Origin of the sequence: Leptotrichia sp. oral taxon 417 (assembly GCF_013394865.1) — a bacterium.
GTDB lineage: Bacteria > Fusobacteriota > Fusobacteriia > Fusobacteriales > Leptotrichiaceae > Leptotrichia > Leptotrichia wadei_A.
In genome coordinates this window covers 528,457-554,618 of sequence record NZ_JABXYV010000001.1, presented here as the reverse complement: position 1 = coordinate 554,618, position 26,162 = coordinate 528,457, and the positions used below count along the sequence as shown (strand labels likewise).

The 26,162-nt window shown below is 31.0% G+C and carries 21 protein-coding genes; all 21 read right to left on the bottom strand.

Annotated elements, in window-relative coordinates; translation table 11 throughout:
• Positions 1–8: 8 nt before the first annotated feature.
• The 21 genes from recJ to HW276_RS02650 all read right to left on the bottom strand — a co-directional run bounded on the left by recJ (position 9) and on the right by HW276_RS02650 (position 25,823).
• On the bottom strand, positions 9–3,020 hold the full coding sequence (gene recJ / locus HW276_RS02750) for a single-stranded-DNA-specific exonuclease RecJ (RefSeq protein ID WP_178937327.1): 3,012 nt from the start codon (positions 3,018–3,020) through the stop codon (positions 9–11).
• Between the two features lie 164 nt (positions 3,021–3,184).
• On the bottom strand, positions 3,185–4,282 hold the full coding sequence (locus HW276_RS02745) for an RNA-guided endonuclease TnpB family protein (RefSeq protein WP_178937326.1): 1,098 nt from the start codon (positions 4,280–4,282) through the stop codon (positions 3,185–3,187).
• Positions 4,283–4,425: 143 nt separating this feature from the next.
• Positions 4,426–4,674: a transposase gene (locus tag HW276_RS02740; RefSeq protein ID WP_178937325.1), complete on the bottom strand. Its 249-nt coding sequence runs from the start codon at positions 4,672–4,674 to the stop codon at positions 4,426–4,428.
• 129 nt (positions 4,675–4,803) lie between these two features.
• Complete coding sequence (locus tag HW276_RS02735) at positions 4,804–5,211, bottom strand: transposase (protein ID WP_178937324.1); 408 nt, start codon at positions 5,209–5,211, stop codon at positions 4,804–4,806.
• 243 nt (positions 5,212–5,454) lie between these two features.
• Positions 5,455–6,933, bottom strand: coding sequence for an ABC-F type ribosomal protection protein Lsa(C) (gene lsa(C) / locus HW276_RS02730; RefSeq protein WP_178937323.1), 1,479 nt, complete (start codon positions 6,931–6,933; stop codon positions 5,455–5,457).
• Positions 6,934–7,005: 72 nt separating this feature from the next.
• A complete protein-coding gene (locus tag HW276_RS02725; RefSeq protein WP_147003039.1) occupies positions 7,006–7,251 on the bottom strand; it encodes a transposase family protein in 246 nt (81 codons plus the stop codon).
• Positions 7,224–7,322 (bottom strand): hypothetical protein, encoded by a 99-nt coding sequence (locus tag HW276_RS11955; protein ID WP_370464642.1) that lies wholly within the window; start codon positions 7,320–7,322, stop codon positions 7,224–7,226. Before HW276_RS11955 ends, HW276_RS02725 begins: the two co-directional genes overlap by 28 nt.
• 206 nt (positions 7,323–7,528) lie before the next feature.
• On the bottom strand, positions 7,529–11,098 hold the full coding sequence (gene nifJ, locus HW276_RS02715) for a pyruvate:ferredoxin (flavodoxin) oxidoreductase (protein WP_178937322.1): 3,570 nt from the start codon (positions 11,096–11,098) through the stop codon (positions 7,529–7,531).
• Between the two features lie 204 nt (positions 11,099–11,302).
• Complete coding sequence (locus HW276_RS02710) at positions 11,303–12,142, bottom strand: sulfate ABC transporter permease (protein WP_178937321.1); 840 nt, start codon at positions 12,140–12,142, stop codon at positions 11,303–11,305.
• A 14-nt stretch (positions 12,143–12,156) separates the two neighbouring features.
• Positions 12,157–13,020, bottom strand: coding sequence for a sulfate ABC transporter permease subunit CysT (gene cysT / locus HW276_RS02705; protein ID WP_255460295.1), 864 nt, complete (start codon positions 13,018–13,020; stop codon positions 12,157–12,159).
• Positions 13,021–13,125: 105 nt separating this feature from the next.
• Positions 13,126–14,373, bottom strand: coding sequence for an RNA-guided endonuclease TnpB family protein (locus HW276_RS02700; protein WP_147003035.1), 1,248 nt, complete (start codon positions 14,371–14,373; stop codon positions 13,126–13,128).
• A gap of 438 nt (positions 14,374–14,811) precedes the next feature.
• Positions 14,812–15,837, bottom strand: a complete 1,026-nt coding sequence (locus HW276_RS02695) for a sulfate ABC transporter substrate-binding protein (protein ID WP_178937320.1) — start codon at positions 15,835–15,837, stop codon at positions 14,812–14,814.
• 37 nt (positions 15,838–15,874) lie between these two features.
• On the bottom strand, positions 15,875–17,560 hold the full coding sequence (locus tag HW276_RS02690; RefSeq protein ID WP_178937319.1) for a sulfate adenylyltransferase subunit 1: 1,686 nt from the start codon (positions 17,558–17,560) through the stop codon (positions 15,875–15,877).
• Positions 17,560–18,462 (bottom strand): sulfate adenylyltransferase subunit CysD, encoded by a 903-nt coding sequence (gene cysD, locus HW276_RS02685; RefSeq protein WP_147003032.1) that lies wholly within the window; start codon positions 18,460–18,462, stop codon positions 17,560–17,562. Before cysD ends, HW276_RS02690 begins: the two co-directional genes overlap by 1 nt.
• 536 nt (positions 18,463–18,998) lie before the next feature.
• Positions 18,999–19,328 (bottom strand): ferredoxin family protein, encoded by a 330-nt coding sequence (locus tag HW276_RS02680; protein ID WP_147003031.1) that lies wholly within the window; start codon positions 19,326–19,328, stop codon positions 18,999–19,001.
• Complete coding sequence (locus tag HW276_RS02675) at positions 19,312–21,072, bottom strand: adenylyl-sulfate reductase subunit alpha (RefSeq protein WP_178937318.1); 1,761 nt, start codon at positions 21,070–21,072, stop codon at positions 19,312–19,314. The genes HW276_RS02680 and HW276_RS02675 overlap by 17 nt, the downstream gene beginning before the upstream one ends.
• 24 nt (positions 21,073–21,096) lie before the next feature.
• Positions 21,097–21,447 carry a hypothetical protein gene (locus tag HW276_RS02670; protein ID WP_255460294.1) on the bottom strand — a complete coding sequence of 117 codons (351 nt, stop codon included), beginning with the start codon at positions 21,445–21,447 and terminating at the stop codon, positions 21,097–21,099.
• A gap of 95 nt (positions 21,448–21,542) precedes the next feature.
• Positions 21,543–22,790 carry an RNA-guided endonuclease TnpB family protein gene (locus HW276_RS02665; protein ID WP_178937317.1) on the bottom strand — a complete coding sequence of 416 codons (1,248 nt, stop codon included), beginning with the start codon at positions 22,788–22,790 and terminating at the stop codon, positions 21,543–21,545.
• 443 nt (positions 22,791–23,233) lie between these two features.
• On the bottom strand, positions 23,234–23,350 hold the full coding sequence (locus HW276_RS02660; RefSeq protein WP_178936916.1) for a MarR family transcriptional regulator: 117 nt from the start codon (positions 23,348–23,350) through the stop codon (positions 23,234–23,236).
• 35 nt (positions 23,351–23,385) lie between these two features.
• Entirely contained in the window at positions 23,386–24,090 is a 705-nt protein-coding gene (locus HW276_RS02655; RefSeq protein ID WP_255460293.1) for a sulfate/molybdate ABC transporter ATP-binding protein, read from the bottom strand.
• Between the two features lie 23 nt (positions 24,091–24,113).
• A complete protein-coding gene (locus HW276_RS02650) occupies positions 24,114–25,823 on the bottom strand; it encodes a nitrite/sulfite reductase (RefSeq protein WP_178937316.1) in 1,710 nt (569 codons plus the stop codon).
• Positions 25,824–26,162 lie beyond the last annotated feature (339 nt).

Here is a 26,162-nt window from a genome sequence, read left to right as displayed (position 1 = left end):
CCTTATTTTCATAAAATCTCATTAACTGAATAATCAGAAAAAATTTTTTCTCCATCTTCCAGTAATTTTTTCAACTTAATTTTTTTCTCAATCGGCAAATATTCCAGAAAAATATTTTTTGCATTTTTTCTTTCCTTTTTTGTAGAATCCTGTAAAAATACTACATTTTCAGGCACTTCAATTTGAATATTCAGTTCTTTAATATTACTTTCATCCAAATTTTCAGTTTTTATCATAAAGTCTTCAGAATTTACTATTACACAAAATCTTTTTCCAAATTCTTGATTTTCTTTTTCAGCTTCAATTTCATTTTCACCTAAATTTTCCTGATTTTCACTTTGATTTTCTGCCTGACTATTTTTTAATTCAATTCCTTCGATTTTCTTATATTCCAGCTGTTTCAACTCTTCCTTACTTTCAAAACTTTCGCTATTTTCATTAACCTCAGAACTTTGAACATTTTCATCAATCTCATAATTAATTTCATTTTGCAGGCTAAAATCCGACTTTATAATATTTTCCAGCTCTTGCGTATCCTTATAATTGTAAAACAATGTAAATGGATAATCATTTTCCGAATATTCTTCATTTATGTCAAAATATGATTTTATAAAATTATTAAAAGCTGGCTTCTTTTCTGAACTTATTACAATCTGACTTTTTTTATCAGTTATTTTTTTATAATAAATCCCAATTGTAAGCAAAAAGTTCTCAAAGTTCGACATTTTATATTTATACTTTTCATCTTCATTAAATATATTTTTTACAATCAAGTTTTTATTTTGTCTGAAAAACTGGGAAAGTAAATTTTTAGTTTGAGTATTATATTCCATTTTTCCAATCAGAAATTCCTTTATTTTCCTAAAAATTCCAACCTGTGTATGATCGTAGCATTTAAAACTGTAATCCCTTTTTATCAAAATATTTACAATGCTATGACTGGCAGCCTGCTTCACATCTTCAATTTTCACAGTAAAATTCCAATTATAATACTGTTTCAATAGTATTAACAGATTTGAAACACTGTAATCAAGACGCCCAATAAATTTTCTCCCCTGAAAAAGTGAAACTTGATCAAATTCCATTTTCATCGTAATTTTCTTTTCTAAATCCAGCTCAATATTTGTATAGAAAACTGACTTCATTGGAAAAGATGTATTAAAAAGAGAATGATAATAGGAAAAAGTATCATCTTTTAACTGCGACACTTTTACATCTTCAATATACACCTTTGTATAATATCTATCTTGAAACATTTCTGTCTTTAACTTGTAAACAATATCATAAAACAGATTTTCATTCAGTTTCTTAAAATATTCTCCAGAATTGAACCAGACAGCATTTCTGCTAAAAAATCCTTTCTGCTTTATATCAAACATTATATGATTCTTATTTTCTCCAATGAACTTTATATTTTCAAAAAGTACGTTATTTGTCCTGAAAGTTGGCATTGGATTTCCGAAGCCAAACGGCTTTAAAAGTTCTATCACTTGAAAAAATTCATAAGAAACCTTTTGAATTGGAATTTGCTTGTCAATTTCTATTATTTTCACAAAATCCTCTTCCTTCAGTTTTGTCTTTGCAAATTTATTAATTTTTTCCTTAAATAATTCCAAATTTTTTATTCCAATCGTAAATCCAGCTGCTCCAGAATGTCCTCCAAACTTCAAAAAAAGTTCAGGCATCGACTGCAATGCCTCCAAAATGTTAAAATTCCCGATACTTCGGCAAGATCCAACTGCTATCCCTTCATCTTCTTTTACTTCAATAATAATCGCAGGCTTGTAATATTTATCCACAATTTTGGAAGCCGCTATACCAATTACTCCGTGGTGATATTCAGGTGAATAGTCTACAATTACATAATCTTCCTTCAAATCGCTTTCTTCAATATGCTTTTCCACTTTCTCCACAATTTCATTCTGCAGTTCTTTCCGCTCAAAATTCTTATTGATAAGTTCCTTTACGATTATCTCAATTTCCCTGTCATTATCAGAAATTAGCAGTTTTACAACCATTTTTGCATCTTTTAACCTTCCAGCCGCATTAAAGACAGGCGCTATGATAAAGCCCACATCATACGAATTGTATTCAGTTTTCTCATTAAAATCCGAATTTTGGGTACTAAACAGCTTGTAGAGCAAAAATCTAAGCCCCTTATTTTTAGAACGGCTAAGCTGCTCCAGACCAAATTTTGTCAAAATCCTGTTTTCCTCCACCAGCGGCACAATGTCTGCAACTGTTCCAATCGCCACCAAATCAAGATATTTATACGCTTTTGCCTTTTTCCCAATTCTTTCATAAAGACAAAGAATTACCATGAAAATAGTCCCAACTCCCGCCAGAAACTCAAATGAAAATTCATTTTCAAAACGTTTTGGATTAACAACTGCAACAGCAGCCGGAACTTTTCCACCATGCAAATTATGATGATCTGTAATAATTATCGGCAAATCTATAGAATTTGCAAATTCCACTTCCGGAAATGCCGTAATCCCGCAATCTACAGTAATTACTAAATCTGCTCCCGAATCTTTTATTTTCTTCAAAGCCTCGTTATTCAGACCATATCCTTCATCCCGAATCGGAATATAATAATTCACATTTTCAGCCCCAAGCTCCTTTAGTGCCATATACAAAATCGAAGTTGAAGTAATCCCATCTACATCATAATCCCCAAATATCCAGATATTTTTCTGCTCCTCTATCGCCCTTTCAATTTCCAAAACCGTCTTTTCCATATCCTGCAGCCCATAAGGATCTTGAATATTCTCCATTTTAGGATTTAAAAACTCAATCACTTCCTTTTCAGTTGTTATGCCCCGTGAATAAAGTATTTTCAAAATATCATTATCAATCAGGGAACCCAAATTTGAATTTTCCATAATTTGTTTTTTATTTCCGCTTTTTTTTATCCTTTTTGTTTTATCATCAAAACTTTGTTTATTGTCCCTTTCAATATATTCTCTTTCCTGTCGTGGATTAGGAATAATTTTTTCAGCCCATTTAGTTCTTCTCATAATTTTTCCCCTCTTATTTTAAACTTTATTTTTATAATTACAACTTTCCCTGTGAACTACTCCCGCTTTTAGAAGCAGGAGCTTCTTGGGAAGTATCTGCTTTTGTTAGCCAAATATGTTTACCAAGCTCTTCGGGCAGTCCCTGCCCTGTTTTTTTTATTTTCTTAATATCTCAACATTGCTTTTCCAATGTTTTTTATATTCAATGCCGCATTGTAATCTCTATCAATTTCAATTCCACAGCACTCACATTTATAACTTCTTTCTGATAATTTCAGTTCCTCTTTAACATTTCCACATTTACTGCAAGTTTTCGATGATGGAAACCACTTATCTATCTTCAAAAATTGTTTCCCTAAAAACATCAGTTTATACTCAAGTATCCTCAAAAACATTCCCCATCCATTATCTCCTACACTTTTCCCAAAATTTAATGCCTGGCTCATCCCTTTCATATTCAAATCCTCAACAACTACAACATTATACTCTTTAGATAATTTTTTCGATAATTTATGCAAAAAATCTCTTCGACAATTTTTGATATATTCATGCAATTTTGATATTTTCGCTTTTTGTTTATACCAATTTTTAGAAAATTTCACTTTTCTTGACAATGATTTTTGTAATTTCTTCAATTTTTTCTCCAACATCCTAAAATATCTTGGATAATCAGCCCTTTGGTTTTCAGAACTGACAAATAATTCAGACATTGAAAAATCAAGTCCAATTACTTTATCATTACTTGAATTTTTTTGAATTTCTTTTTCAAATTCTGTCAAGATGGAAACATAGTAATTTCCATTACTGTTTGTCAATGTTACTGACTTTATCTTGTAATCCTTCGGTATTTCTCTATGATATTTTAATTTAACTTTTTTCAATTTTGGCAAAACCAAATATTTTGTTTCCTCAATTCGTATTGAATTATTCACACAATTTGTCGTATAACTTTTAACATTATTCTTTTTAGATTTGAACCTTGGAAACTTCGCTCTCTTTTGAAAGAAATTCATAAACGATCGTTTTACATTCAATTGAGCATTTGAAAGTGCCAGACTATCTACTTCTTTTAAAAATTGATTTTCACTTTTCAAACTGGCAGGTGTAACTATTTTATTTTTTCCAGTTTCTTCATAAATTTTATTAGCGATATATAAAATCATATTATAAACAAAACGAACACATCCAAAAGTCTTATTTATCAATAATTCCTGCTCTTTATTTGGATAAATTCTGTATTTGAATGCTAAATTATATTTCATAAATTACACCTCCTTTTGATTTTGAATATTATTTTTAATTATTTCTCTTCGATATTTTATACAAAAATTGTATCACAGGTGTATCCTTTTTTCAACTTTTAAGGCTCTTTGTCAAGTGTGGGGGTGGAAAAAGTTCGGTAACCTTAAGAGATTCTAAGCTGAATAAGCTTTTTAAGGTTGTCGAATTTTTTTATCCCATAAGATATCCTTTTTATTACTTTTATCTTGTTATTTTTACCTTCAACAAATCCATTATTTATATTATATTTTTGTATATTATTTATTTCTTCTTCCCAGTTTGATAACGTTTCCCCTAACTTAATACATTCCTTTATCCCTGATTCCTTCAGTTCTCCTATCAGGTCACAGTTCATAACCGAATATAGTGACATCCTTTATTTCAAATATACTGAAAAATTTTGTCCTAAGATCATAAGCCCTTGAGAATATCTCTGAAAGGTTCTTCAGTTTCTTTAGCCTCTTCTTCTGTGAAGGACTGAATGCACTGTTTGGATTCTTTGCTATAGCTTCCAGTATTTTTTGTATTCCCTGTACTTTGCATCTGAATTGAATAATCTTATCCTCACATCCCTTATTATCCAGTTTGCTTGCCTTATGACATGATATTTGTCTGCTACAATATCAGCATGTGGAAGACAGGAGTATACTGTATTCCTGAACTGCATAAACATGTCCATTCCAACCTTTTTTATACTGTCTTTATGACAGAGAAGGAATTCCCTTATGGTTGATGATTTCCTGTCTTTTAAAATATCTATCAGGATATGGTTTGTATCATATATTGCCAGCTGGTACTTTTCTTTATCTGCATTCCCCTTAAATTCATCAAGGTATACAGTTTCATAGTCCAGTTTTTTTATTTTGACATCTTTTATTTCAGGTCTGAATGTGGTAAAATTATTTTTCATAAATACAAATTCCTTTCTTATGTCTTTTTGGCAAAAACATAATACTATGAATTTGTTATTTATGCTATTTTTCTATTTCTTTTTCAACCCCATATATATTATAGAACCAGTTTTATTTTTAATATATTGAAAATAATAATAATAAACTTTCATTTTATCTAAAATTATAAGTTTCAATGAAAGTTCTATGTAATTTTTTTATTTAATTATTTTACTTCGATAAACTGGGATTTGTTATTTAGTTTATAATCGTATTATTTTATTAGCTATATCTTCTACAAACCTCTTATCATGCTCCACAAATATTAGTGTAGGCTTTGCTTCTTTTATAATTTCCTCAATCTGTATTCTCGATATTACATCTATATAATTCAGCGGTTCGTCCCAAACAAATAAATGAGCTGGTTTTGACAAACTTGCAGCAATTAAAACTTTCTTTTTTTGTCCATCGCTATAGTTCTTCATATCCATTTCAAATAATTCTCTTGCAAAATCTAATTTCCTAAGAATTGTTTTACACAATGTTTCATCAACACCTTGCTTATGAATATACTCATTTAGGCTTCCTGTTAAATTAGATGTGTCTTGAGGAATATACGATATTTTTAAATTACTTGCTAATTTTACATCACCTGTATACTCATGATTTAGACCTAATAAAATTTTAATCAAGGTTGATTTTCCACTACCATTACATCCATATATGGCTACTATATCACCTTGTTTTATCTCAAAGCTTACATTACTTAATATCTGTCTTTCTCCATAGTATAATGATAAATCGCAAACTGATATTAGAGGATTTTTGTGATGATGTAATGGATGCAATAATAGACTTTCCTTTATTTCAATATCTTTTAGTAAATTTTGTTTTTCTTCTATTGCCTTATTTTGTCTATTCTCCAAATTCTTAGATTTTTTCATCATCTTGGCTGACTGATGACCTATATGTCCTTTGTCTGGTTTTACGCCAGATACTTTCACACCATTTTTAGTATTTTCAATTTTATCAGACCAAATTTTACTTTGTCTAGCAGCTTCTTTTAATCGTTTAATATCTTTTCTTAATTTCTCATTTTGACTGATTTCAAATCGGTCTTTCATCACTTTATTTTCATACCATGATGTAAAATTTCCTGATTGGACATCAATAGAATTCCTGTTAATAGAAATTACATGATTGATACACCCATCTAAAAAATCTCTATCATGAGATATAAGCAAAAAACCTTTTTTATTTTTCAGATATTCACTTACAACTTTTCTTCCGTCCATATCTAAATGGTTTGTTGGTTCATCAATAAGTAAAAATCCATCTTCCTTTGTAAATAAAATCGCCAAAAGAATTTTTGTTTGCTCTCCTTTAGAGAGCATTTCAAACTCTCTATAAATAAGATTTTCATCTATATTTAGCAAGTTAAGTTCTCTAAATAGTTTCCATTCTTCCTCATCTGATATTAGTTCTTTATATAACTCAATTCCTAATTTTGAAGCATCACTTATATTGGGTGGGAATTTAATAAAGTCAACGCTTTTGCTGATTTTCCCTTTATAAACTTCTTTGTTTAAAAGTAGCTTAAACAGTGTTGATTTTCCAATTCCGTTTCTTCCTATTAACCCTGTTTTCCAGTTCGTATCAAATGAAAATGATACATTATCAAATATAGGTTTTACATAGCCATAATATGAGAAAGTGAGGTTTTCAATTTTAATTGTTGACACAAAAACACCCCCTCAAATTCATAATTTATCTTTTTCTTATTCGTTCATCATATCACTTTTCTAATTCTTATGTCAATCAGAAGAATTAGTTAATCTAAATTCATCAAAGTATACAGTTTCATAGTCCAGCTCCTTATGAGGAACTTCAATGTCATGAAATATCCTCATGACAGTTGATATGCTTGTATTTTCTTCCCTTCCTATTTGAGTGAATGACTTCATCTCAGAAAGTTTTTTTCTTATCTCATCCTTGACTTCGTTTGAGATGCTGCAGTTCCTGTCCACAATACCTATTGAGGAAGTTGTCCTTTTTTGCATATAGGACAGACATACCTCTGTTTTTCTATATGGAGGATAACTTTCCTGTTTCCATAACTGAGGCTTCTTATTGAAAGCCTACGACTTCTTGCTATTTTTTTGTTAAATATTCAAATTAATAAATTATTTACCTGAATACTTAATAATTTTACCACATTTTTTTATCAAAATAAATGCTGCTCATCTTAAATATTTTCTCCAAATAATAAAATCCCCTAAAATAAAGGGGATTTTTATATTAAAAATTTTAAATTTTATTTTAATCAAAATTATATACTTATTCTTCTATTGAATAATCCATTGCCGCCATACGTTTATAATAATTCCAGTTATCCTTAGCATTTTTCAAATTTGTTTCCAGCAATTCTTTTGCCTTTTCAGGAAATTCTGCAGCCAAAGTTGCATATCTTCTTTCTCCTAGTAAAAATTCTTCATATTTTTCCCAAGCTGGATTTCTTGTATCCAATTGCAATGGATTTTTACCTTTTTCGGCTAATCTTGGATCAAATCTAAAAATTGGCCAATATCCTACTTCTGTTGCTAATTTTTCTTCTGTTTGGAATTTACCCATACCCGCTTTTATACCATGTTCAATACAAGGTGAATAAGCTATTACTATTGATGGTCCTGGATAAGCTTCAGCTTCTCTTATTGCTTTTAATGTCTGATTTTGGTTTGCTCCCATTGATACTTTAGCAACGTAGATATTTCCGTAAGTCATCAATATTGCGGCTAAATCTTTTTTCTTGGCTGGTTTTCCTGAGGCTGCAAATTTTGCAACTGCTCCAGTTCTTGAAGATTTTGATGATTGCCCTCCTGTATTTGAGTAAACTTCTGTGTCAAGCACAAGTATGTTTACATCATCTCCTGAAGCTAGAACATGGTCAAGTCCACCAAATCCTATGTCATAGGCCCATCCGTCTCCACCAAACATCCAGATAGATTTTTTGATTAAGTATTGTTTTAATTCTAATATTTCAGAAATATTATTTTTTACTTTTTCATTTGTGTTTTCAGAATTTTCTTTTTCTAATGCTGCTACTAATTCATCACGAATTTCTGTAGTTTTATCTCCATCATCAAAGTTTTCTTCAAATGAAATAAATAATTCTGCAAGTTTAGGTGAAACATATTCTTTTATTTCTCCCATTCTCTTCAAAATTCTGTGTCGAATTGTATTTATAGCCTGAAACATTCCGTATCCATATTCAGCATTGTCTTCAAATAGTGAAGATGCCCATGCAGGTCCACAACCATTTTGAGCAGTTGTATATGGTGTTGAAGGAGTAGAAGCGCCATAAATTGAAGAACATCCAGTTGCATTTGCAACCATCATTCTTTCTCCAAATAACTGTGTCACCAACTTAATATACGGTGTTTCTCCACAACCAGCACAAGCTCCGGAAAATTCAAATAGCGGTTTTGCAAATTGTGAACCTTTTACTGTATTTTTTCCTAAAATTTTATCTTTATAAGAAACATTGTTAAATAAATAATCTGTATATTCAATTTCATTTTTCTCAATTTGAGATTGAGTAGATTTCATGACAATCGCTTTTCCACGTGGTGCAGGACACACATCCACACAGGCACTGCATCCTGTACAGTCCAAAGGCGATACTTGAATTTTATAGTTCAACTCATTCATTCCACGTCCCAAAGCCTTTATTGTTGGCATTCCTTCAGGAGCTTTTGCCATTTCTTCTTCATCTAATAAAAATGGTCGTATTACAGCGTGCGGACAAACGTAGGCACATTGATTACATTGTATACACATATCTGGTTGCCATTCTGGTACTTCTGACGCTACTCCTCTTTTTTCGTAATTTGCAGTTCCTGGTTGGAAAGTTCCGTCTACCATTCCTGTTTCTATAATTGATGAAACTGGTAATTCGTTACCTTTCATATGGTTAATTGGGTCTACTATTTTCTTGATAAATTCAGGTTTTGCTGCTTCGATAATTTGTTCGTTTACTTCAAGATCTGCCCATTCTGGTAATACTTCTACTTGCTCTAAACCATCAATTCCTCTGTCAATAGCATTCCAGTTTTTTTGAACTACATCTTTTCCTTTTCTTCCATAACTTTTTTCTGCATATTCTTTCATATACTCTTTTGCTTCTTCGTGCGGAATTACTTCTGAAAGATAGAAAAATGCCGATTGCATAATTGTATTTGTTCTGTTTCCTAATCCAATTTCTTTAGCTAATTTTGTAGCATTTATAATAAAAAATTTAATTTTTTTTCTAGCTAACTCTCGTTTAATTTCATTTGGTATGCTTGGAATTAATCTTTCTTTATCCCAAATTGTATTTAATAGGAATGTTCCTCCTTCTTTTAATCCAGAAATCATATCATATTTTCCAAGGTATGCAGGTGCTGAACAAGCTACAAAACCTGGTCTTGTAACTAAGTAAGTTGAATGAATTGGATCTTTACTGAATCTCAAATGTGATCTTGTCACTCCTCCTGCTTTTTTAGAATCGTACGCAAAATAACCTTGTGCATACAAGTCTGTCTTATCTCCAATAATTTTTATTGAATTTTTATTAGCTCCTACAGTTCCATCTGAACCAAGTCCGTAAAATAAGCACTCTTTCACATCTTCGTTTCCTGTGAAAACTTCTTCTTCAAGTGCAAGTGATGTAAATGTAACGTCATCAACAATTCCTATTGTAAAATTATTTTTAGGCTCTTTTTGTGCAATATTTTTGAATACTGCTACAATTTGTTCAGGTGTTGTATCTTTTGATGACAATCCGTATCTTCCACCTACAATTTCAGGTGCATTTTCTTTTCCGTAATAAAGTGCTTTTACGTCCATGTATAATGGCTCTCCTAATGCTCCTGGCTCTTTTGTTCTGTCAAGTACGGCAATTTTTTTCACGCTTTTTGGCATTGCATCGAAGAAATATTTGCTTGAAAAAGGTCTGTATAAGTGAACATTTAGCACTCCTACATTTTCTCCTTTTTTATTTAAATAATCTACGACTTCTTTGATTGTTTCATTTACAGAACCCATTGCAACAATAACTCTTTCGGCGTTTTCGGCTCCGTAATAAACAAATGGTGCGTAATATCTTCCTGTTTTTTCGCTAATTTTTTTCATGTAATCGTTTACGATATCAGGTACAGCTTCATAAAATTTATTTTGAGCTTCTCTTGCTTGGAAATAAATGTCATCATTTTGTGCTGTTCCTCTTGTTACTGGTTTTTCTGGATTTAATGCTCTTTCTCTAAATTCTCTAACTGCTTTTTTATCAAGTAAACTTTCAAGAAAATCGTAATCCATAACTTCCACTTTATTTATTTCATGTGATGTTCTGAAACCATCAAAAAAGTGCATAACAGGGACTCTTGATTTAATTGCTGCTAAATGTGCGATTCCTGCTAAGTCCATTACTTCTTGAACCGAGCTTGTTGCAAGCATTGTCCAACCTGTCATTCTAGCTGAATAAATATCTTGATGATCTCCAAATATTGATAATGCCTGTGTTGAAATAGCTCTTGCTGCCACGTGCATTACTCCTGGTAGCAATTCTCCTGCTATTTTATACATATTAGGTATTTTCAATAGTAATCCTTGAGATGCAGTAAATGTCGTAGTTAAAGCTCCAGCTTGTAATGAACCGTGTACAATTCCTGCTGCTCCGGCTTCTGACTGCATTTCTACAACTTTCACTTGTGTTCCAAATAAGTTTTCCTTCCCGTATGATGCCCATTGGTCTACATGCTCTGACATAGTTGATGACGGAGTGATTGGATAAATTCCAGCAACTTCCGTAAATGCATAAGCTATGTGAGCTGCAGCTTGGTTACCATCCATTGTTTTCATATTTTTTGTCATTTTTCCCTCCAAAATTAAGAAATTTTATAACTATTTTACTTCAATAGTAACGCCATTTTAAAATCAAACTTAAAAACTATGGCTATTTATTCAAATCTCTATTTTTTTATTTGTTTGATTTTTTAGAAATTTGAATTTGTTATAAAATTACAATTACATATACAATTATATATTTTCTAGTTCAAATTTGCAATTATTTTTTTATTAAATCCCTTTTTTAGCAGACTTATGTTCAACAATATTTTTAATAATCAAAATTATTATCGAAATAAGTACCAAAAGTGAAGATACTGCAAAAGCTGCTGTTATTGACTCTGATGAGCCTGATAAATAAAGTGCATCTATTTCTAATGGCAATGTGAAAGTTCCTCCTCTTGCTTTTGAAAGTGCATTTACTGCACCAAATTCTCCTAATGCTCTTGCTGTACAAAGAATTATTCCATAAAGTAATCCCCATTTTATATGTGGTAGCGTTATTTTTCTAAAAATTGTGAATCCATCTGCTCCCATTAGTGCCGCTGCTTCTTCCTCATCTTTTCCTTGTGCATTCAAGATTGGAACTATTTCCCTTGAAATAAATGGAAATGTTACAAAAACAGTTGCTAAAATTACTCCTGGAATTGCGAACACTATTTTTATATCTAATACAAAAAATTTATTCAATGCCGTAATATAAGGTGCTGCCCAACCCATTCTTCCAAAGGTCATAATGAAAGCAAGACCTGCAATTACTGGTGAAATTGAGAAGGGAATGTCTATTAGCGTGGCTAAAATATGTTTCCCACGAAAAGAAAATTTTGTGAGAAGCCATGCTGCTGTTATTCCGAAAAAAGTATTTATAATTAGTGCTGAAATTGTTGCAATTATTGTCACTTTCAAGGCTGAAAGAACGTATTTGTCAGTTAGGCTTTTTATGTAAAATGCCCAGCCTTTTTGAAGTGAATTTATGATAATTGCTATTAGTGGCAATACTAGCATAATTCCAACAAATAGTACACTTATTGTTATTAATACATATTTTATCGTGTTATTTTTTTTATCCATTGCTTTCCCCTTCCCTAAATATTGTTTGTTCGCTTAAATTGGTTCATTTGAACTAAGTTTATTAAAAATAAAAGTATGAATGAAAATATTAACATTACTAAAGCTATAACAGTTGCTGAAGGATAGTCAACGTAATTTAATTTTTGCATAATTACGTAGGAAATAACTTGTGTGTGCTCTTTTAGGCTGTTTCCTGAAATATAAATTACGCTTCCATATTCTCCAATTCCTCTCGAAAATGCAAGTCCAAATCCTGTTAAAAGTGCAGGTTTTATCTCTGGAAAAATTACTTTCCAAAAAGTTGTTTTTCTATCTGCACCTAATATATACGCTGCTTCTTCGTACTGATTATCTAGTTTTTCTAATATCGGCTGAACCGCTCTTACCACAAAAGGAATTCCAACGAAAATTAATGCAATTATTATTCCAATGTGAGTGTATGAAATTTTTATTCCAAATTTTGCAAAATATTTTCCAACAATTCCAGTATCAGAATACATTTTTGAAAGCGTAATTCCTGCAACTGCGGTAGGCAAGGCAAAAGGTAATTCCAACATTCCATCTAAAAACCTTTTTCCAAAAAAATCGTATTTTACAAGTACCCACGCCAAAATTACTCCGAAAATACAATTTATAATGGCGGCAATGAATGAACAACCGACACTTGTAAAAAGTGCACTTAAAACTGCCTTTTCTGTTATAAGCTGCCAAAATTCAGAAGGTGACAACCGAAAGGAATAGACTAATATTGAGGCTAGCGGTATCAATATTAAAATTGACAACATTGCCAGTGATATTCCAAATGTCAGTCCAAAACCTGGAATTACAGTTTTTTCTTTTCTTTTTAAAGCTAATATTTTCATTTTCACTCCTTCCATTTAAAACCTTTTTATTTTTAATTTTCCTGAACCTCCCACGACTAAAGTCACAGGGTTCTAAAATCTTTAAAAACATTTAAAAATTTTCTAAGAAGTTTGATAGTCCTATGCTATCCTTATTCTTTTAGGCGTGTCCAGTTCACCTCTATTGTATAGGATGCTTAAATCCACAACTTTACTTTTTCTTAAAATATTTAATGCTCCATTACAATCTGCATTTAATTGATAACCTTTACTTGTTTGATATAGTCCTCTTTTTATTCTTTTTCCACTGAATATATATTCTTGTATATTTTCTTTATCGTATACTGGAATTATATCTCCATCAAAGAAACTTGCTTTCGATGTATAACTCTCTTCTTGCAGTTTAAATTCTATTCCATATAGTTTACATAGATATATTAATTTATCTCTTAATTTTCCATATGGTATATTTACAAAGTTCTGATTATTTATGCTTCCTATATTTGATTTTCTTTGAAAATCCTCATTATATCCTAGAACTAGTTTTCCTATATCATTATTAAGACAATAATTTACAATTATTCTTGCCACTTTTGAAAGATAATCATTTATACGATTATTTCTCTTTCTAGCTATTCTCTTTTGCCTTAATGTTGTGCGGGAGGTCTTTTGCTTATCTTTTATACTCTGTAATTTTGCATTTACCTTATTATAGTATTGATTTATTGATTTTAATTTTCTACCATCTATTATGAATGATGCTCCATTATTGGTTACACAAGTACAAAGATTATTTATCCCTAAATCAATTCCTAGTGCATTTTCTTTATTTAATTCCCTTTGAACTTCTTCTACCTCATAAATGTATTGAATTTCAAAGTACCTAGAATGTTGTTTAGGTATTATTCTAATCTCTTTTATCTTCTTGTCTTTTAATACTGGTGGTAGTTTAATTTTAATCTCCTGATGAGTTTTCTTAAACAAATTTGAATAAGGAACTATCAGAATACCATCTTTTAATCTTACAAAACCTATAACAAGAGTTGTAAATCCATCTTTAGCAAGATATTTAGGTAATTTTATTTTTTTATTATCATATTGACCATTTTTAGCAAGTTTTAAAAGTCCAAAAAATGATTTGAAACTTCCGTCTACTTCTTTTAGAATTTGTTGTGCCATATTAGAATTTAACTTCTTATAGTTTTCACTATTTTTAAGCATTTTATAGTTTTCACTATAACTTAAATACTTTTTCTTATTAAAATAATACTGTCTAATATTATATATAGCTTCATTAGTTAAGTTCTTGGCTATATGAGATAAATGTTTTAAATTCCTAAACTCCTTTTTACTAAGATGTTTTACCTGTTGTTTCAATGTTAAATACATATATAATCACCTCCTTTTCATCAGAGATATTATACCATGTATTCTACATTTTATCTGTCAAAAAAGTAATATTTTTTATTTATTTTTAAAGTTTTTAAAACCCCACAACAGTGGGAAGTGTCGTTCACATAAGTTCGCTACTACTTATGCAGTTCTCATGGCATATATACTCCTTAACAAATTAAGGAGATTAGCCTTGAACTTCTTGTTATCTCTAACAAGCACAGACTATATCTTATCCATATCCTATTTCAAGGACTTAGGCGAAACCACTTCCAATACCTATCGCTTGTATTGTACTCCCCTCACGAGGGATAGTCGTTGAACTTTCCTTTTCAGGATTAGCTGCTGATTGTCTATTATCATAATGTTTAGGATTTAACCTTAATTTTCGTACAATTCATCTCATGACTAAAGTTGCAAGTGTTCTTGCACTATTTAATAAATTTTATCAAATAAAGCACCTTCATTGAAAAATTTCTCATATGCTTTTTTCCATCCACCAAAATTATCTATTTTCGTCAATTTCATCTTTAAATCAAATTTATTTCCATATTTTTTTAAAACTTTTTGGTCATAAGGTCTATAACCGCTTTCAGCGATTATTTCTTGTGCCTTTTCAGAATATAGATATTTCAAGTATTCTGTGCTTATTTGATACGTTCCATCATTTTTTGCGATTTTATCGACTACTGCGACTGTCGGCTGAGCTAAAATACTCACACTTGGATAAACAATTTGATATTTGTCAGGATATTCCTTAACCGTTGCAATCGCCTCATTTTCCCATGCAATTAACACATCTCCCTGATTATTTTCCACAAAAGTTGTAGTCGCTGCCCTTGCTCCTGAATCCATTACAGCCACATTATCATAAATGCTCTTTACAAAATTTTTTATTTTATTTTCATCTTTTCCATATTTTTCAAGTCCATACGACCATGCTGCCAAAAAATTCCAGCAAGCTCCACCACTACTTTTTGGATCAGGTGTTATTACTTTTACTCCTTTTTTTACTAAATCGTTCCAATCCTTGATATTTTGTGGATTTTCTTTTCTTACAAGAAAAACGATTGTCGAGGTATACGGAGAAGAACTGCCTGGAAATTTATCTACCCAGCCTTTTTCTAGCAAATCTACTTTCTCAAGAAGTGCTACATCATTTTCCAAAGCTAATGTCACAACATCTGCATCAAGACCTTCAATTACTGAACGTGCTTGCGATCCTGACCCTCCGTGTGACTGGATAATATTCACATCCTTTCCATACTTTTCCTTGTAATATGCCTTAAACAGCCCATTATATCTCTCGTACAATTCACGGGTAGGATCATAGGAAACATTCACAATTTCCATTTTTTGATTATTCTTCCCAATTTTACTGTTTTGTCGCATAATTCCCACAAAATAAAGTAAAATTATAATTGCAACAAATATCAATGGCACTTTCAGTTTTTTTAGCATATTTCCCTTTTCCTTTCCCTTTTTATTTAATAATTTTTTAAATCACGTAAAAACTATCTCCACTTACTATTCTTCTATAAGTCTCAAATTTTGCCCATTTTTTGTGAATTTCTACTTTATTTTTATTTTGATTATGGTCTGCAAGATAATTTTTCATATCTTCTCTAGTTTTTATCTGCAATCCAAATCCTGCTTCATCTAACACTGGAAGCCCTGTAAAGTGGTAATCTTCCAATTTCACAATATCAAAAATCTTACGATCTCTAACTAAAACTGCCGCTTCGCTTTCAAGTGAAATAATGTCAAAATATTGCGGATACTCGAAGCTATCTCCCATTTGAGGCACAATATCGCCTACATGATACGTTTTTTCTCCTGTTTCTTCTTTAGACATTCTCGCATTTTCAAAATCAAAATACAATTCTTCAAAAATATATCCACCAATTTTTATATCATTTTTTTCAAAATATGGTTTTTCCCCAGTCGTATCAATATTTTCCACTACTCCCGCAGCAGCTGTTTGATGAGAAAGTCTATCAATTAATATCAATTCTCCCAAAGTCTTATTTTTCTTAAACAAATCAACAATAACTTTATCTGAAAATTCAATTTTACAAAGAGCAATTTCATTTTTTGTAATACTTTGCGTTTTAATTTTTTCTCCAGTATTAACGTCAATTTTATAAACAATTTCCTTCAATATTGCAGGTAGTTTCTTTGTTCCAAGTTTTGCCAAATATTCTTTTCCAACAATTAACTTATCATCATCCATCCATAATAATGCAGCTTCAACCGATTTTGAAACTGGAAGATTTTTGTTTTTTGTAATAACAGAACCACGGCTCACGTCTACTTCTTTATCTAACTGAATCGTAATAGCTTGTCCTGAAAATGCCTCTTCTACATTTCTATCCCCATTCAAAATCGTTTTCACAGTCGCAGTTTCATTACTTGGCAACACAACAATTTCTTCTCCAACTTTTATAAAACCACTTTCAATTTGCCCTTGGAATCCTCTAAATTCATGATTTGGACGACAAACTCTTTGAATTGGTACATAAAAATCAGAATTTTTAGTATCTTCTGTTACATCAACTGTTTCCAAATATTCGATAATACTTTCTTCCTTATACCAAGGCATATTTTCTGATTTTTTAGTAACATTATCTCCTTCAGTCGCACTTACAGGAATTATTTTTATATTTTCTAATTCCAATTCTTTTGCCAATTCCTTCACTTCATCGACAATTTTATTAAATTTCTCTTCGCTATAATTTGCTAAATCCATTTTATTTACTGCAAAAACGAAATGACGTATTCCGACCATTGAGCAAATTCTTGCGTGTCTTCTAGTTTGAACAAGTACACCTTTTGTAACATCTAAAAGCAAAATTGCAACTTCGGCAAATGAAGCTCCAACTGCCATATTTCTTGTATATTCTTCATGACCTGGCGTATCAGCCACAATAAAGCTACGTTTATTTGTAGTAAAATAACGATAAGCTACATCAATCGTGATTCCTTGTTCTCTTTCAGCCATCAATCCATCTAAAAGTAGCGAATAATCAATCGCTCCTCCACGTGATCCAACTTTACTATCTAAAATCAATGCTTCCTCTTGATCTGCATAAAGCAATTTCGAGTTATAAAGAATATTTCCAATCAATGTTGATTTTCCATCATCCACACTTCCACAAGTAATAAATTTTAATAATCTCACCATTAAAAATACCCCTCTCTTTTTCTTTTTTCCATGCTTGCTGCCCCACTATCTCTATCAATTACTCTACTTGTACGCTCAGATTCAACTGAACTCAATGTTTCATCAATTATTTCCTCCAAAGTTACAGCATCTGATTCCACAGCACCAGACAACGGATAATCTCCTAGCGTTCTAAAACGAACCATTTTAATTTCAGACTCTTCGCCTTCTTCCAATCGCATTCTCTCATCATCAACCATGATTAAATTTCCATCTCTTTCTACAACAGGACGTTCTGCTGCCGAATAAAGCGACACAATTGGTATATTCTCCCTTTGAATATATTCCCAAATATCTTTTTCAGTCCAATTAGAAATTGGGAAAACTCTAATACTTTCACCTTTACTAATCTCTGTATTGTAAAGTTTCCACATTTCTGGACGTTGATTTTTAGGATCCCATGCTTGTGCTGCATTTCTAAATGAGAAAATTCTTTCTTTAGCACGACTTTTTTCTTCATCTCTACGACCTCCACCAAATGCTGCCGTAAATCCATATTTATTAAGTGCCTGTTTCAACGCTTGTGTTTTCATAATATCAGTAAACGAAGATCCATGATCAAACGGATTAATATTTTTTTCAACTCCTTCAGGATTGATGTATTCAATCATTTCAATTCCAAGTTCTTTCGCCCTTTTATCACGAAAATTAATCATTTCCTTAAATTTCCAACCAGTATTTACATGTAGAAAAGGAAAAGGCGGTTTTTCAGGATAAAATGCCTTCATAGCCAAATGTAACATAACCGAGCTATCCTTCCCTATCGAATACAACATAACAGGATTTTCGCATTCAGCTGCAACTTCCCGAATAATGTATATCGCCTCTGCTTCCAATTCATCTAAGTGAGATAATTCATTCATATTATAAATCACCCTTTCTTTTTTTATTTTTTTAAACTTATGAATAAAAAAATTTAATATATTTTATTTTCTATATTATTGCACATCATATTTGTATAGTCAAGTGTATATACAATTTAATTTTACTTTGTAAATAGAATATTTTTTATATTAAAGTAATTTATTTTAAAAAAACTCACTACTCAGATTTAGAATAGTGAGAAAAAATACTGCTACATAGCATTATTTTGTATCAAAAAGAATAATACTATAATCAGTATTGTTATTTTTATATACCGTAGCATTTTTGCACCTCCTTTTTACGGAGATACTTAAAATAAGAGATCAAACTTATTTTTAAGCCACTTACATTATATAATAAAATTAATCTGAATTCTATAAAAACTCAAAAAATTATTTTTTTTATTAAAATTATTATTGTTTTTTTCTCTAAAATGTTGTATAATTAGTTTAAGAAAATACGTAGCATTTTTGAAAAAGATCAATTTAGGCTATCTCATAATTGAGGTAGCCATTTTTATTATTCATTATATTTATCAATATTTATTAGCATCTTTTCTATTTATATCAATTTCTTCTACAGTTCCATCTCTTTTTTCAATAATCCATTTTAGAATATCGCCTTCCTCTTTAGTCGTCATCGTACTTCCATTTCCACCAATATCTGCTCCGAGGAAAAATGAAATCGCCTGAACTGGACATTCCTTCACGCAGGAAACACATCCCCAGCAATCTTTTGGATATTGCATAACTGCCTTTTTGACCTTCATATCTTCAACTTTTTGCATCTCGATTAAAGTACCTGGACACACTTGCGTACATTTCGTACACCCAATACATTTATATGGATCAATTACTATGCTCATACTTGTCCTCCTTCACAATTTCCCTCGTAAATACTTCCAGCTCTCCATCAACCAATCTCGAATTTACATATTTAAAATAATTTTCATCGGTTTCAGGATAATCTAAATTTTCATTAAATGAATGCCATCTAGTTTCTTTTCTAAAGAAAAGATGTCCAATTAACGATTTACAAACCGTCAATCGCTCCTTCAATTCATAAACAAACATCAAATCATGCATATTATCTGCCGAAAGCTCATCAGAAAGCTCTATCAACTGATCAATTTTCTGTTTTGCCAATTTCAATTGTTTCTCATTAAACTGATAATTTGTCGATATTCCACCTGCATACTCATCCATAATTTTCTGCATTCCCTCTTCCATATCTTCAGTTGAAAATCTTCTAGCCTTCGTATTTCTAATTTTTTCATATTGTCCAATAATTTGTTTTTTTTGATTATCCAAAAAGTTTTCCACATTTTCATCAAGTTTTCCACAATTTTTTTCATCATTCAATTTTGAAATTATATCAAGTGCAGCAATTTCTCCTTCTGCCAATGCTCCTGTAACATATTTTTGTGGACAACCTCCAGCTACATCACCTGCTGCATAAAGTCCGTTAATCGTTGTTTCTCTATTCGTATTTACCCAAAAGCCACTTGCAGTATGCCCTCCAACAATGTAAGGCTCTGTCCCTTCAATTTCTACATCTTGCTCATTTGGATTTTTTCCACTTTCAATCCATTTCAATGTCTGACTTGGCGCCATATTCAAATATGCTTTTAACAAACTATCGCTTTCATCTTCACTAATTCCACTTGTTTTCAAATAACAAGGCCCATTTCCAAGTTGATTTTCTCGCACAGTTCCATAAACACGCTCACTTGTTGTAAGTCCATATTTATCTTCATACACAAATCCTTTCGAATTTATCTGTTTTGCTCCAACCCCCTGAGCAATTGTCCCAACTGGTGCAATTGTATCCTTACATCTCAAAGCAATAAATCTCATTTCAAAAGTTGTCATCTCAGCTCCTGCCAAAATTCCCATCGCATATCCTGCCCCAGTATTAAATGGCGGATACCACATTTTATGTCGTGAAAATCCAGGATTATTAGGCTTATAAAGCCCAGCAGCCCCTCCAGTCGAAATTATAACTTTTTTTGCCCTTATTACAAATGCTTCCTCTTTTTTTATAGAAAATCCAATAGCTCCATAAACTTTCCCATCTTTTGTGAGCAAGTCCGTAATATTAAGCGTGTTCAAAACTCTCACATTTTTTGTCTTTTTCACCGCATCAGCAAGTATCGGCTTAAAATTTTCTCCATTTATTTTTATATTTCTGTTCCCACGTGCGACATATTCTCCATTCTCATCCTTCAAAATTACAAGCCCCAATTTTTCCACTTCAGCCGTAATTTCATTAAATCTATTCGCAGCAGTAATTAACAAGTCATTCCGTACAATTCCATTCGCATCTTTTGTTGCATAATCCACATAATCTTGTGGCACACGCCCTTTTACATTGTAAGCATTTATCGCATTAATTCCAGCCGCAAGACATCCACTTCTTTTAATATTCGCCTTTTCAGCCACAATTACTGACAAATCAGAATTTTTCCCAATCGTAATCGCTGCATAACAACCAGCAGTCCCTCCACCGATAATCAAAACATCAGTTTCAAGCTCCTTAATTTTCAATTTTTCTCTTTTTTTGCTCTCTTTTTCATTGCCATTATTCTTAATTCCCTTATTTTCTGCCATAAAACACCTCACAATCTACAAAACCTAAATAATAACATCATTTTGATTTTTAATATTCGCATTTTCCACAAGTTCCACTTTTTCATCTTCACCAAAAGCATATGCCCTGTAAATATAAATATTCACTTTCTCATTCACAGAAACCGATTCTTCCTCAATTTTACGATTCCCTTTTATCAAAACTCCGTTTATTCTAACACCAATTTCAACCTCTTTTCCACGAAATAACGTATATTCCACGATTCCAGTTTCAACCGAAGCCGAATATCTAAAATTCTCATTTAACTTTATAACACTTACATTTTCTGGACGAATAATTGCCTTTTGTCCATTTTCTAAATTTTCAAAACCTTTAAATTTATTAATATTTTCCAACTCTGTCGGATTTCCCCTGAACCTCCCACGACTAAAGTCGCAGGATTCTAAAATCTTTAAAAATATTCAAAAATTTTCTAAGAAGTTTGATAGCTTTACACTACCCTTATTCTTTTAGGCATGTCCAGCTCACCTCTATTGTATAGGATACTTAAATCCACAACTTTACTTTTCCTTAATATGTTTAATGCTCCATTACAATCTGCATTTATGAGTTTACCTGTGCTTGTTTGATATAGTCCTCTTTTTATTCTTTTTCCACTGAATATATATTCTTTTTGATTTTCTTTATCATATATTGGAATTTCATCTCCATCAAAGAAACTTGCTTTTGATGTATAACTTTCTTCTTGCAGCTTAAATTCTATTCCATATAGTTTACATAGATATATTAGTTTATCTCTTAATTTCCCATATGGTATATTTACAAAGTTTTGATTATTTATACTTCCAATATTTGAATTTCTTTGAAAATCTTCATTATATCCTAGAACTATTTTTCCTATATCATTATTAAGACAATAATTTACAATTATTCTTGCTGCTTTTGAAAGGTAATCATTTATACGATTATTTCTCTTTCTGGCTATTCTCTTTTGTCTTAATGTTGTGCGCTCAATCTTTTGCTTATCTTTTATACTTTGTAATTTTGCATTTATCTTATTATAGTATTGATTTATTGATTTTAATTTTCTACCATCTATTATGAATGAAGCTCCAGTATTTGTAACACAAGTGCAAAGATTATTTATACCTAAATCAATTCCTAGTGCATTTTCTTTATTTAATTCCCTTTGAATTTCTTCTACTTCATAAATGTATTGAATTTCAAAGTACCTAGAATGTTGTTTTGGTATTATTCTAATCTCTTTTATCTTCTTGCCTTTCAATACTGGTGGTAGCTTAATTTTAACTTCCTGATGAGTTTTCTTAAACGAATTTGAATAAGGAACTATCAGAATATCATCTTTTAATCTTACAAAACCTATAACAAGAGTTGTAAAACCATCTTTATCAAGATATTTAGGTAATTTTATTTTTTTATTATCATATTGACCATTCTTAGCAAGTTTTAAAAGTCCAAAAAATGATTTGAAACTTCCGTCTACTTCTTTTAGAATTTGCTGAGCCATATTAGAATTTAATTTCTTGTAATTTTCACTATTTTTAAGCATTTTATAGTTTTCATTATAACTTAAATACTTTTTCTTATTAAAATAGTATTGTCTAATATTATATATAGCTTCATTAGTTAAGTTCTTGGCTATATGAGATAAATATTTTAAATTCCTAAACTCCTTTCTACTAAGATGTTTTACCTGTTGTTTTAATGTTAAATACATATATAATCACCTCCTTTTCATCAGAGATATTATATCATGTATTCTACATTTTATCTGTTTATTTTTAAATATTTTTAAAGTTTTTAAAACCCCACAACAGTGGGAAGCGTCGTTCACATAAGTTCGCTACTACTTGTGCAGTTCTCCCGATCTTATTCCCATTAACTTGTTAATAGGTTAGTATCTTGAACTTCTTGTTATCTCTAACAAGCACAGACTATATCTTATCCATAGTGTATTTCAACACCTTAGGCGAAACCACTTCCAATACCTATCGCTTGTATTGTACTCCCCTCACGAGGGATAGTCGTTGAACTTTCCTTTTCAGGCTTAGCTGCTGATTGTCTATTATCATAATGTTTAGGATTTAACCTTGCACCATCTAGTATATTTTTTCTGCTTTCGCCACCATCACACTTATACCATGTATTATTACCTAGGTATTATGTTGTGGTCATACTAGCTTTAAGAGTTCCCAGCAATTCAGTTTCTTTGTTGCACGGTTTTGCTCCGTGTCTACATACAAGTTTCCCCATATGCTTACTAAAATTTTCGTGCAATTCATCTCACGACTAAAGTCACGAGTGTTCTTGCACTATTTAATAAATTTTGCCACAAACGCAGTCTTTGGATTAGTATAAATTTCTTTTGGTGTCCCAATTTGCTCGATTTTCCCTCGATTTGTAACAATAATTTCATCTGCCACTTCAATTGCTTCTTCCTGATCATGAGTCACAAAAATGCTTGTAATTCCCACTTTATCAATCGTTTCCCGTAACCAGTTCCTAAGATCTTGCCTAACTTTCGCATCAATTGCCGCAAAAGGTTCATCAAGCAACAATATTTCAGGATTTGGAGCCAACGCCCTCGCAAAAGCCACTCTTTGTCGCTGTCCTCCCGAAAGCTGATTTGGATACCGTTTCCCAAGTCCTTTAATATTCACAAGTTCCATCAATTTTTCCACTCGCTCTTTAATAACCGACTTTTTCTCCTTCACAATTTTCAACCCAAAAGCAATATTATCAAAAACCGTCATATAACGAAACAATGCATAATTTTGAAAAACGAAACCAATCCCTCTTTTACTAGGCGAAACATCATTCACGACTTTCCCGTCTATCACAATTTCCCCAGAATCAGGTGTTTCCAATCCAGCAATCATTCGCAAAATCGTAGATTTCCCACTTCCTGAAGGTCCTAATAATGCCACTAATTTCCCTTTTTTTATTCCTAAATTAATGTCATTTGACGCTTTATAGTCGTTATACATTTTATTTATATTTTTTAATTCAACATACATATATTCCCTCACATTTTTTCATTTTACCAAGCCTTTTCGGCATCAATTTTACGAAATTCATTAAAATCAACATTTTCTACTTCAATTTCTTTGTAATCTTCAATCAATCCAAGAAATCTATCTTCATTTGCAAATTTTTCAAATTCAATATTTTCATTTTTTATAATATTTGCAATATCTTCAAGAAAATATGGTATTTTGCTTGCTTTTATTTCTCCCACAATTTCATTTAGTTTTACAGTTTTACCTGTAAATTCTCCTCTTACAAAAATTGCAAAATATTCTCCGTCCTTTTTACGTCTTCCACTAAATCCAAGACGTGCAATTTGAGGTGTTGCACATGAATTTGGACATCCAGCAATTCTTATTTGCGGCAAATAATTTGTAAGATTTCTTTTTTCATCATTGTCAAAAAATTCAAAAATATAGTCTAAAATTGGCGGAGTATCTAAAATTCCAACATTACAAGTTGTACTTCCGATACAAGAATATGAACTGTAAAATTCATTTCCTCCGTAATATTCGCTCATAATTTCTTTTAATTTTAAAACATCTTCTTTTTTAAGTCCACGAACCAAAATACTTTGAAAACTTGTAAGTTTCAATTCAACTTTGTAATCCAAATTTTTTACAAATTCAATTAATTTTTCTCCATCTTCCTTATAAATATTTCCTCTCGCAGGTCTTAAATAATATCCATATTCTCCCTTATACTTTCCAGCCACAATATTTCTGTCGCTTTTTACAAATTCATCATTTTTAATGCTTTCATCTGTATTTTCTTCGCTGCAAAATAATTCTATTTTTTTCAATTTCTTCTCTTTATCTAAAATTTCTCTTTCATCAAGCAATTTTCTCGTATAAATTTTAAGGCTGTCCCCTTTTTCTGCATAAAAATTAGAAATATATTCGTTACACAATTCCAAAAATTTTTCTTCTCCCAAATTTAATAAAACATAACGAAGTCTTGCTCTTGCACGAATTTTACGATTTCCATGATCGTTAAACACGCTTCTTATTGCATGTATGTAATACAAAAACTCATCTTCTTCAATAAATTCCCTTAAAACAATGGCATTAGTTGAAATCGGTCCAATTCCTCCGCCAACATACACACGGAATCCTTTTTTCCCATCTTGAATTACCGCTTGAAATCCAATGTCGTTTATTTTTACATAAAGCGAATTTTCTTCCTTATTTGAAAAAGCAATTTTATATTTTCTTGGCAAATGCATAAATGTACGACCGTCTAAAATATAATCTGTCGTAATTTTTGCATAAGGTGAAACATCAAAAACTTCTTCTTCAAAGCCTGTTGTTTCCGGTGTAATTACCGCCCTAGTCGAATCTCCGCAAGTCGCTTTTGTAAAAAAACCTCTTTTTGAAATAGTTTCCAGTAAATCTGGCAAATTTTCCCTTTTTATTCCATGCAGCTGAAAATCCTGCCTAGTTGTAAGATGAAGCCTTTTATCAGAGTATTTTTGCACAGTATCCAGCAAATACTCAAAATCTTCAATCTCAATTTTACTTTCAAAAAAACGAGGTCTTATCATAAATGTCCCTTTTTTTCTTCCCTCAGTATAAAGCGCAAATGAAGTTCTAACCGCATTCCATTCCTTTTCCTTTTCAGGATCAGTCAACGCTTCCCTTGTCAGATTTATAATAAAATCCAGCTCCTTTTTTTCTCTTTCTGCTTCATAATTTTCAATTTTCTCAAAATTATCCAGTTTCATCCTTCCACCATTCCTCTCTTTTTCTGCTCCTGTCTTTTCTCTCCAATAAAATTTATTTAAAAAATTCTTACTAAAATTCTAATATCCGATCTTAAAAATAACCTTTATTTATTTAATTATCAATATATTTGTATCTACAATTATATTTTAACATTTTTATAAAAAAACTTCCACAAATAATATTATTTTGATAACCAAAATTTTTATTTTATTAAATTCTAAACACATATAAAAGTATATTAATCAAATTAAAAAAATAATTATAGTTGTAAAAATCAAAAAAAAATGCTAAAATACGAAAAATGCAATGATTAAAAGTCAAAATATATAAAAATGGAG

Excerpts from the sequence above, each read along its gene's own strand:
- HW276_RS02680 (WP_147003031.1), bottom strand. The coding sequence starts at position 19,328 with ATGAGCATAGTAATTGATCCATATAAATGTATTGGGTGTACGAAATGT.
- HW276_RS02665 (WP_178937317.1), bottom strand. The coding sequence starts at position 22,790 with ATGTATTTAACATTAAAACAACAGGTAAAACATCTTAGTAGAAAGGAG.
- HW276_RS02690 (WP_178937319.1), bottom strand. The coding sequence starts at position 17,560 with ATGGTGAGATTATTAAAATTTATTACTTGTGGAAGTGTGGATGATGGA.
- HW276_RS02745 (WP_178937326.1), bottom strand. The coding sequence starts at position 4,282 with ATGAAATATAATTTAGCATTCAAATACAGAATTTATCCAAATAAAGAG.
- HW276_RS02675 (WP_178937318.1), bottom strand. The coding sequence starts at position 21,072 with ATGGCAGAAAATAAGGGAATTAAGAATAATGGCAATGAAAAAGAGAGC.
- HW276_RS02725 (WP_147003039.1), bottom strand. The coding sequence starts at position 7,251 with ATGCAAAAAAGGACAACTTCCTCAATAGGTATTGTGGACAGGAACTGC.
- cysD (WP_147003032.1), bottom strand. The coding sequence starts at position 18,462 with ATGAATGAATTATCTCACTTAGATGAATTGGAAGCAGAGGCGATATAC.
- HW276_RS02655 (WP_255460293.1), bottom strand. The coding sequence starts at position 24,090 with ATGTATGTTGAATTAAAAAATATAAATAAAATGTATAACGACTATAAA.
- HW276_RS02735 (WP_178937324.1), bottom strand. The coding sequence starts at position 5,211 with ATGAAAAATAATTTTACCACATTCAGACCTGAAATAAAAGATGTCAAA.
- recJ (WP_178937327.1), bottom strand. The coding sequence starts at position 3,020 with ATGAGAAGAACTAAATGGGCTGAAAAAATTATTCCTAATCCACGACAG.
- HW276_RS02710 (WP_178937321.1), bottom strand. The coding sequence starts at position 12,142 with ATGGATAAAAAAAATAACACGATAAAATATGTATTAATAACAATAAGT.
- HW276_RS02695 (WP_178937320.1), bottom strand. The coding sequence starts at position 15,837 with ATGCTAAAAAAACTGAAAGTGCCATTGATATTTGTTGCAATTATAATT.
- cysT (WP_255460295.1), bottom strand. The coding sequence starts at position 13,020 with ATGGAAGGAGTGAAAATGAAAATATTAGCTTTAAAAAGAAAAGAAAAA.
- HW276_RS02650 (WP_178937316.1), bottom strand. The coding sequence starts at position 25,823 with ATGAAACTGGATAATTTTGAGAAAATTGAAAATTATGAAGCAGAAAGA.
- HW276_RS02740 (WP_178937325.1), bottom strand. The coding sequence starts at position 4,674 with ATGTCACTATATTCGGTTATGAACTGTGACCTGATAGGAGAACTGAAG.
- nifJ (WP_178937322.1), bottom strand. The coding sequence starts at position 11,098 with ATGACAAAAAATATGAAAACAATGGATGGTAACCAAGCTGCAGCTCAC.
- HW276_RS02700 (WP_147003035.1), bottom strand. The coding sequence starts at position 14,373 with ATGTATTTAACATTGAAACAACAGGTAAAACATCTTAGTAAAAAGGAG.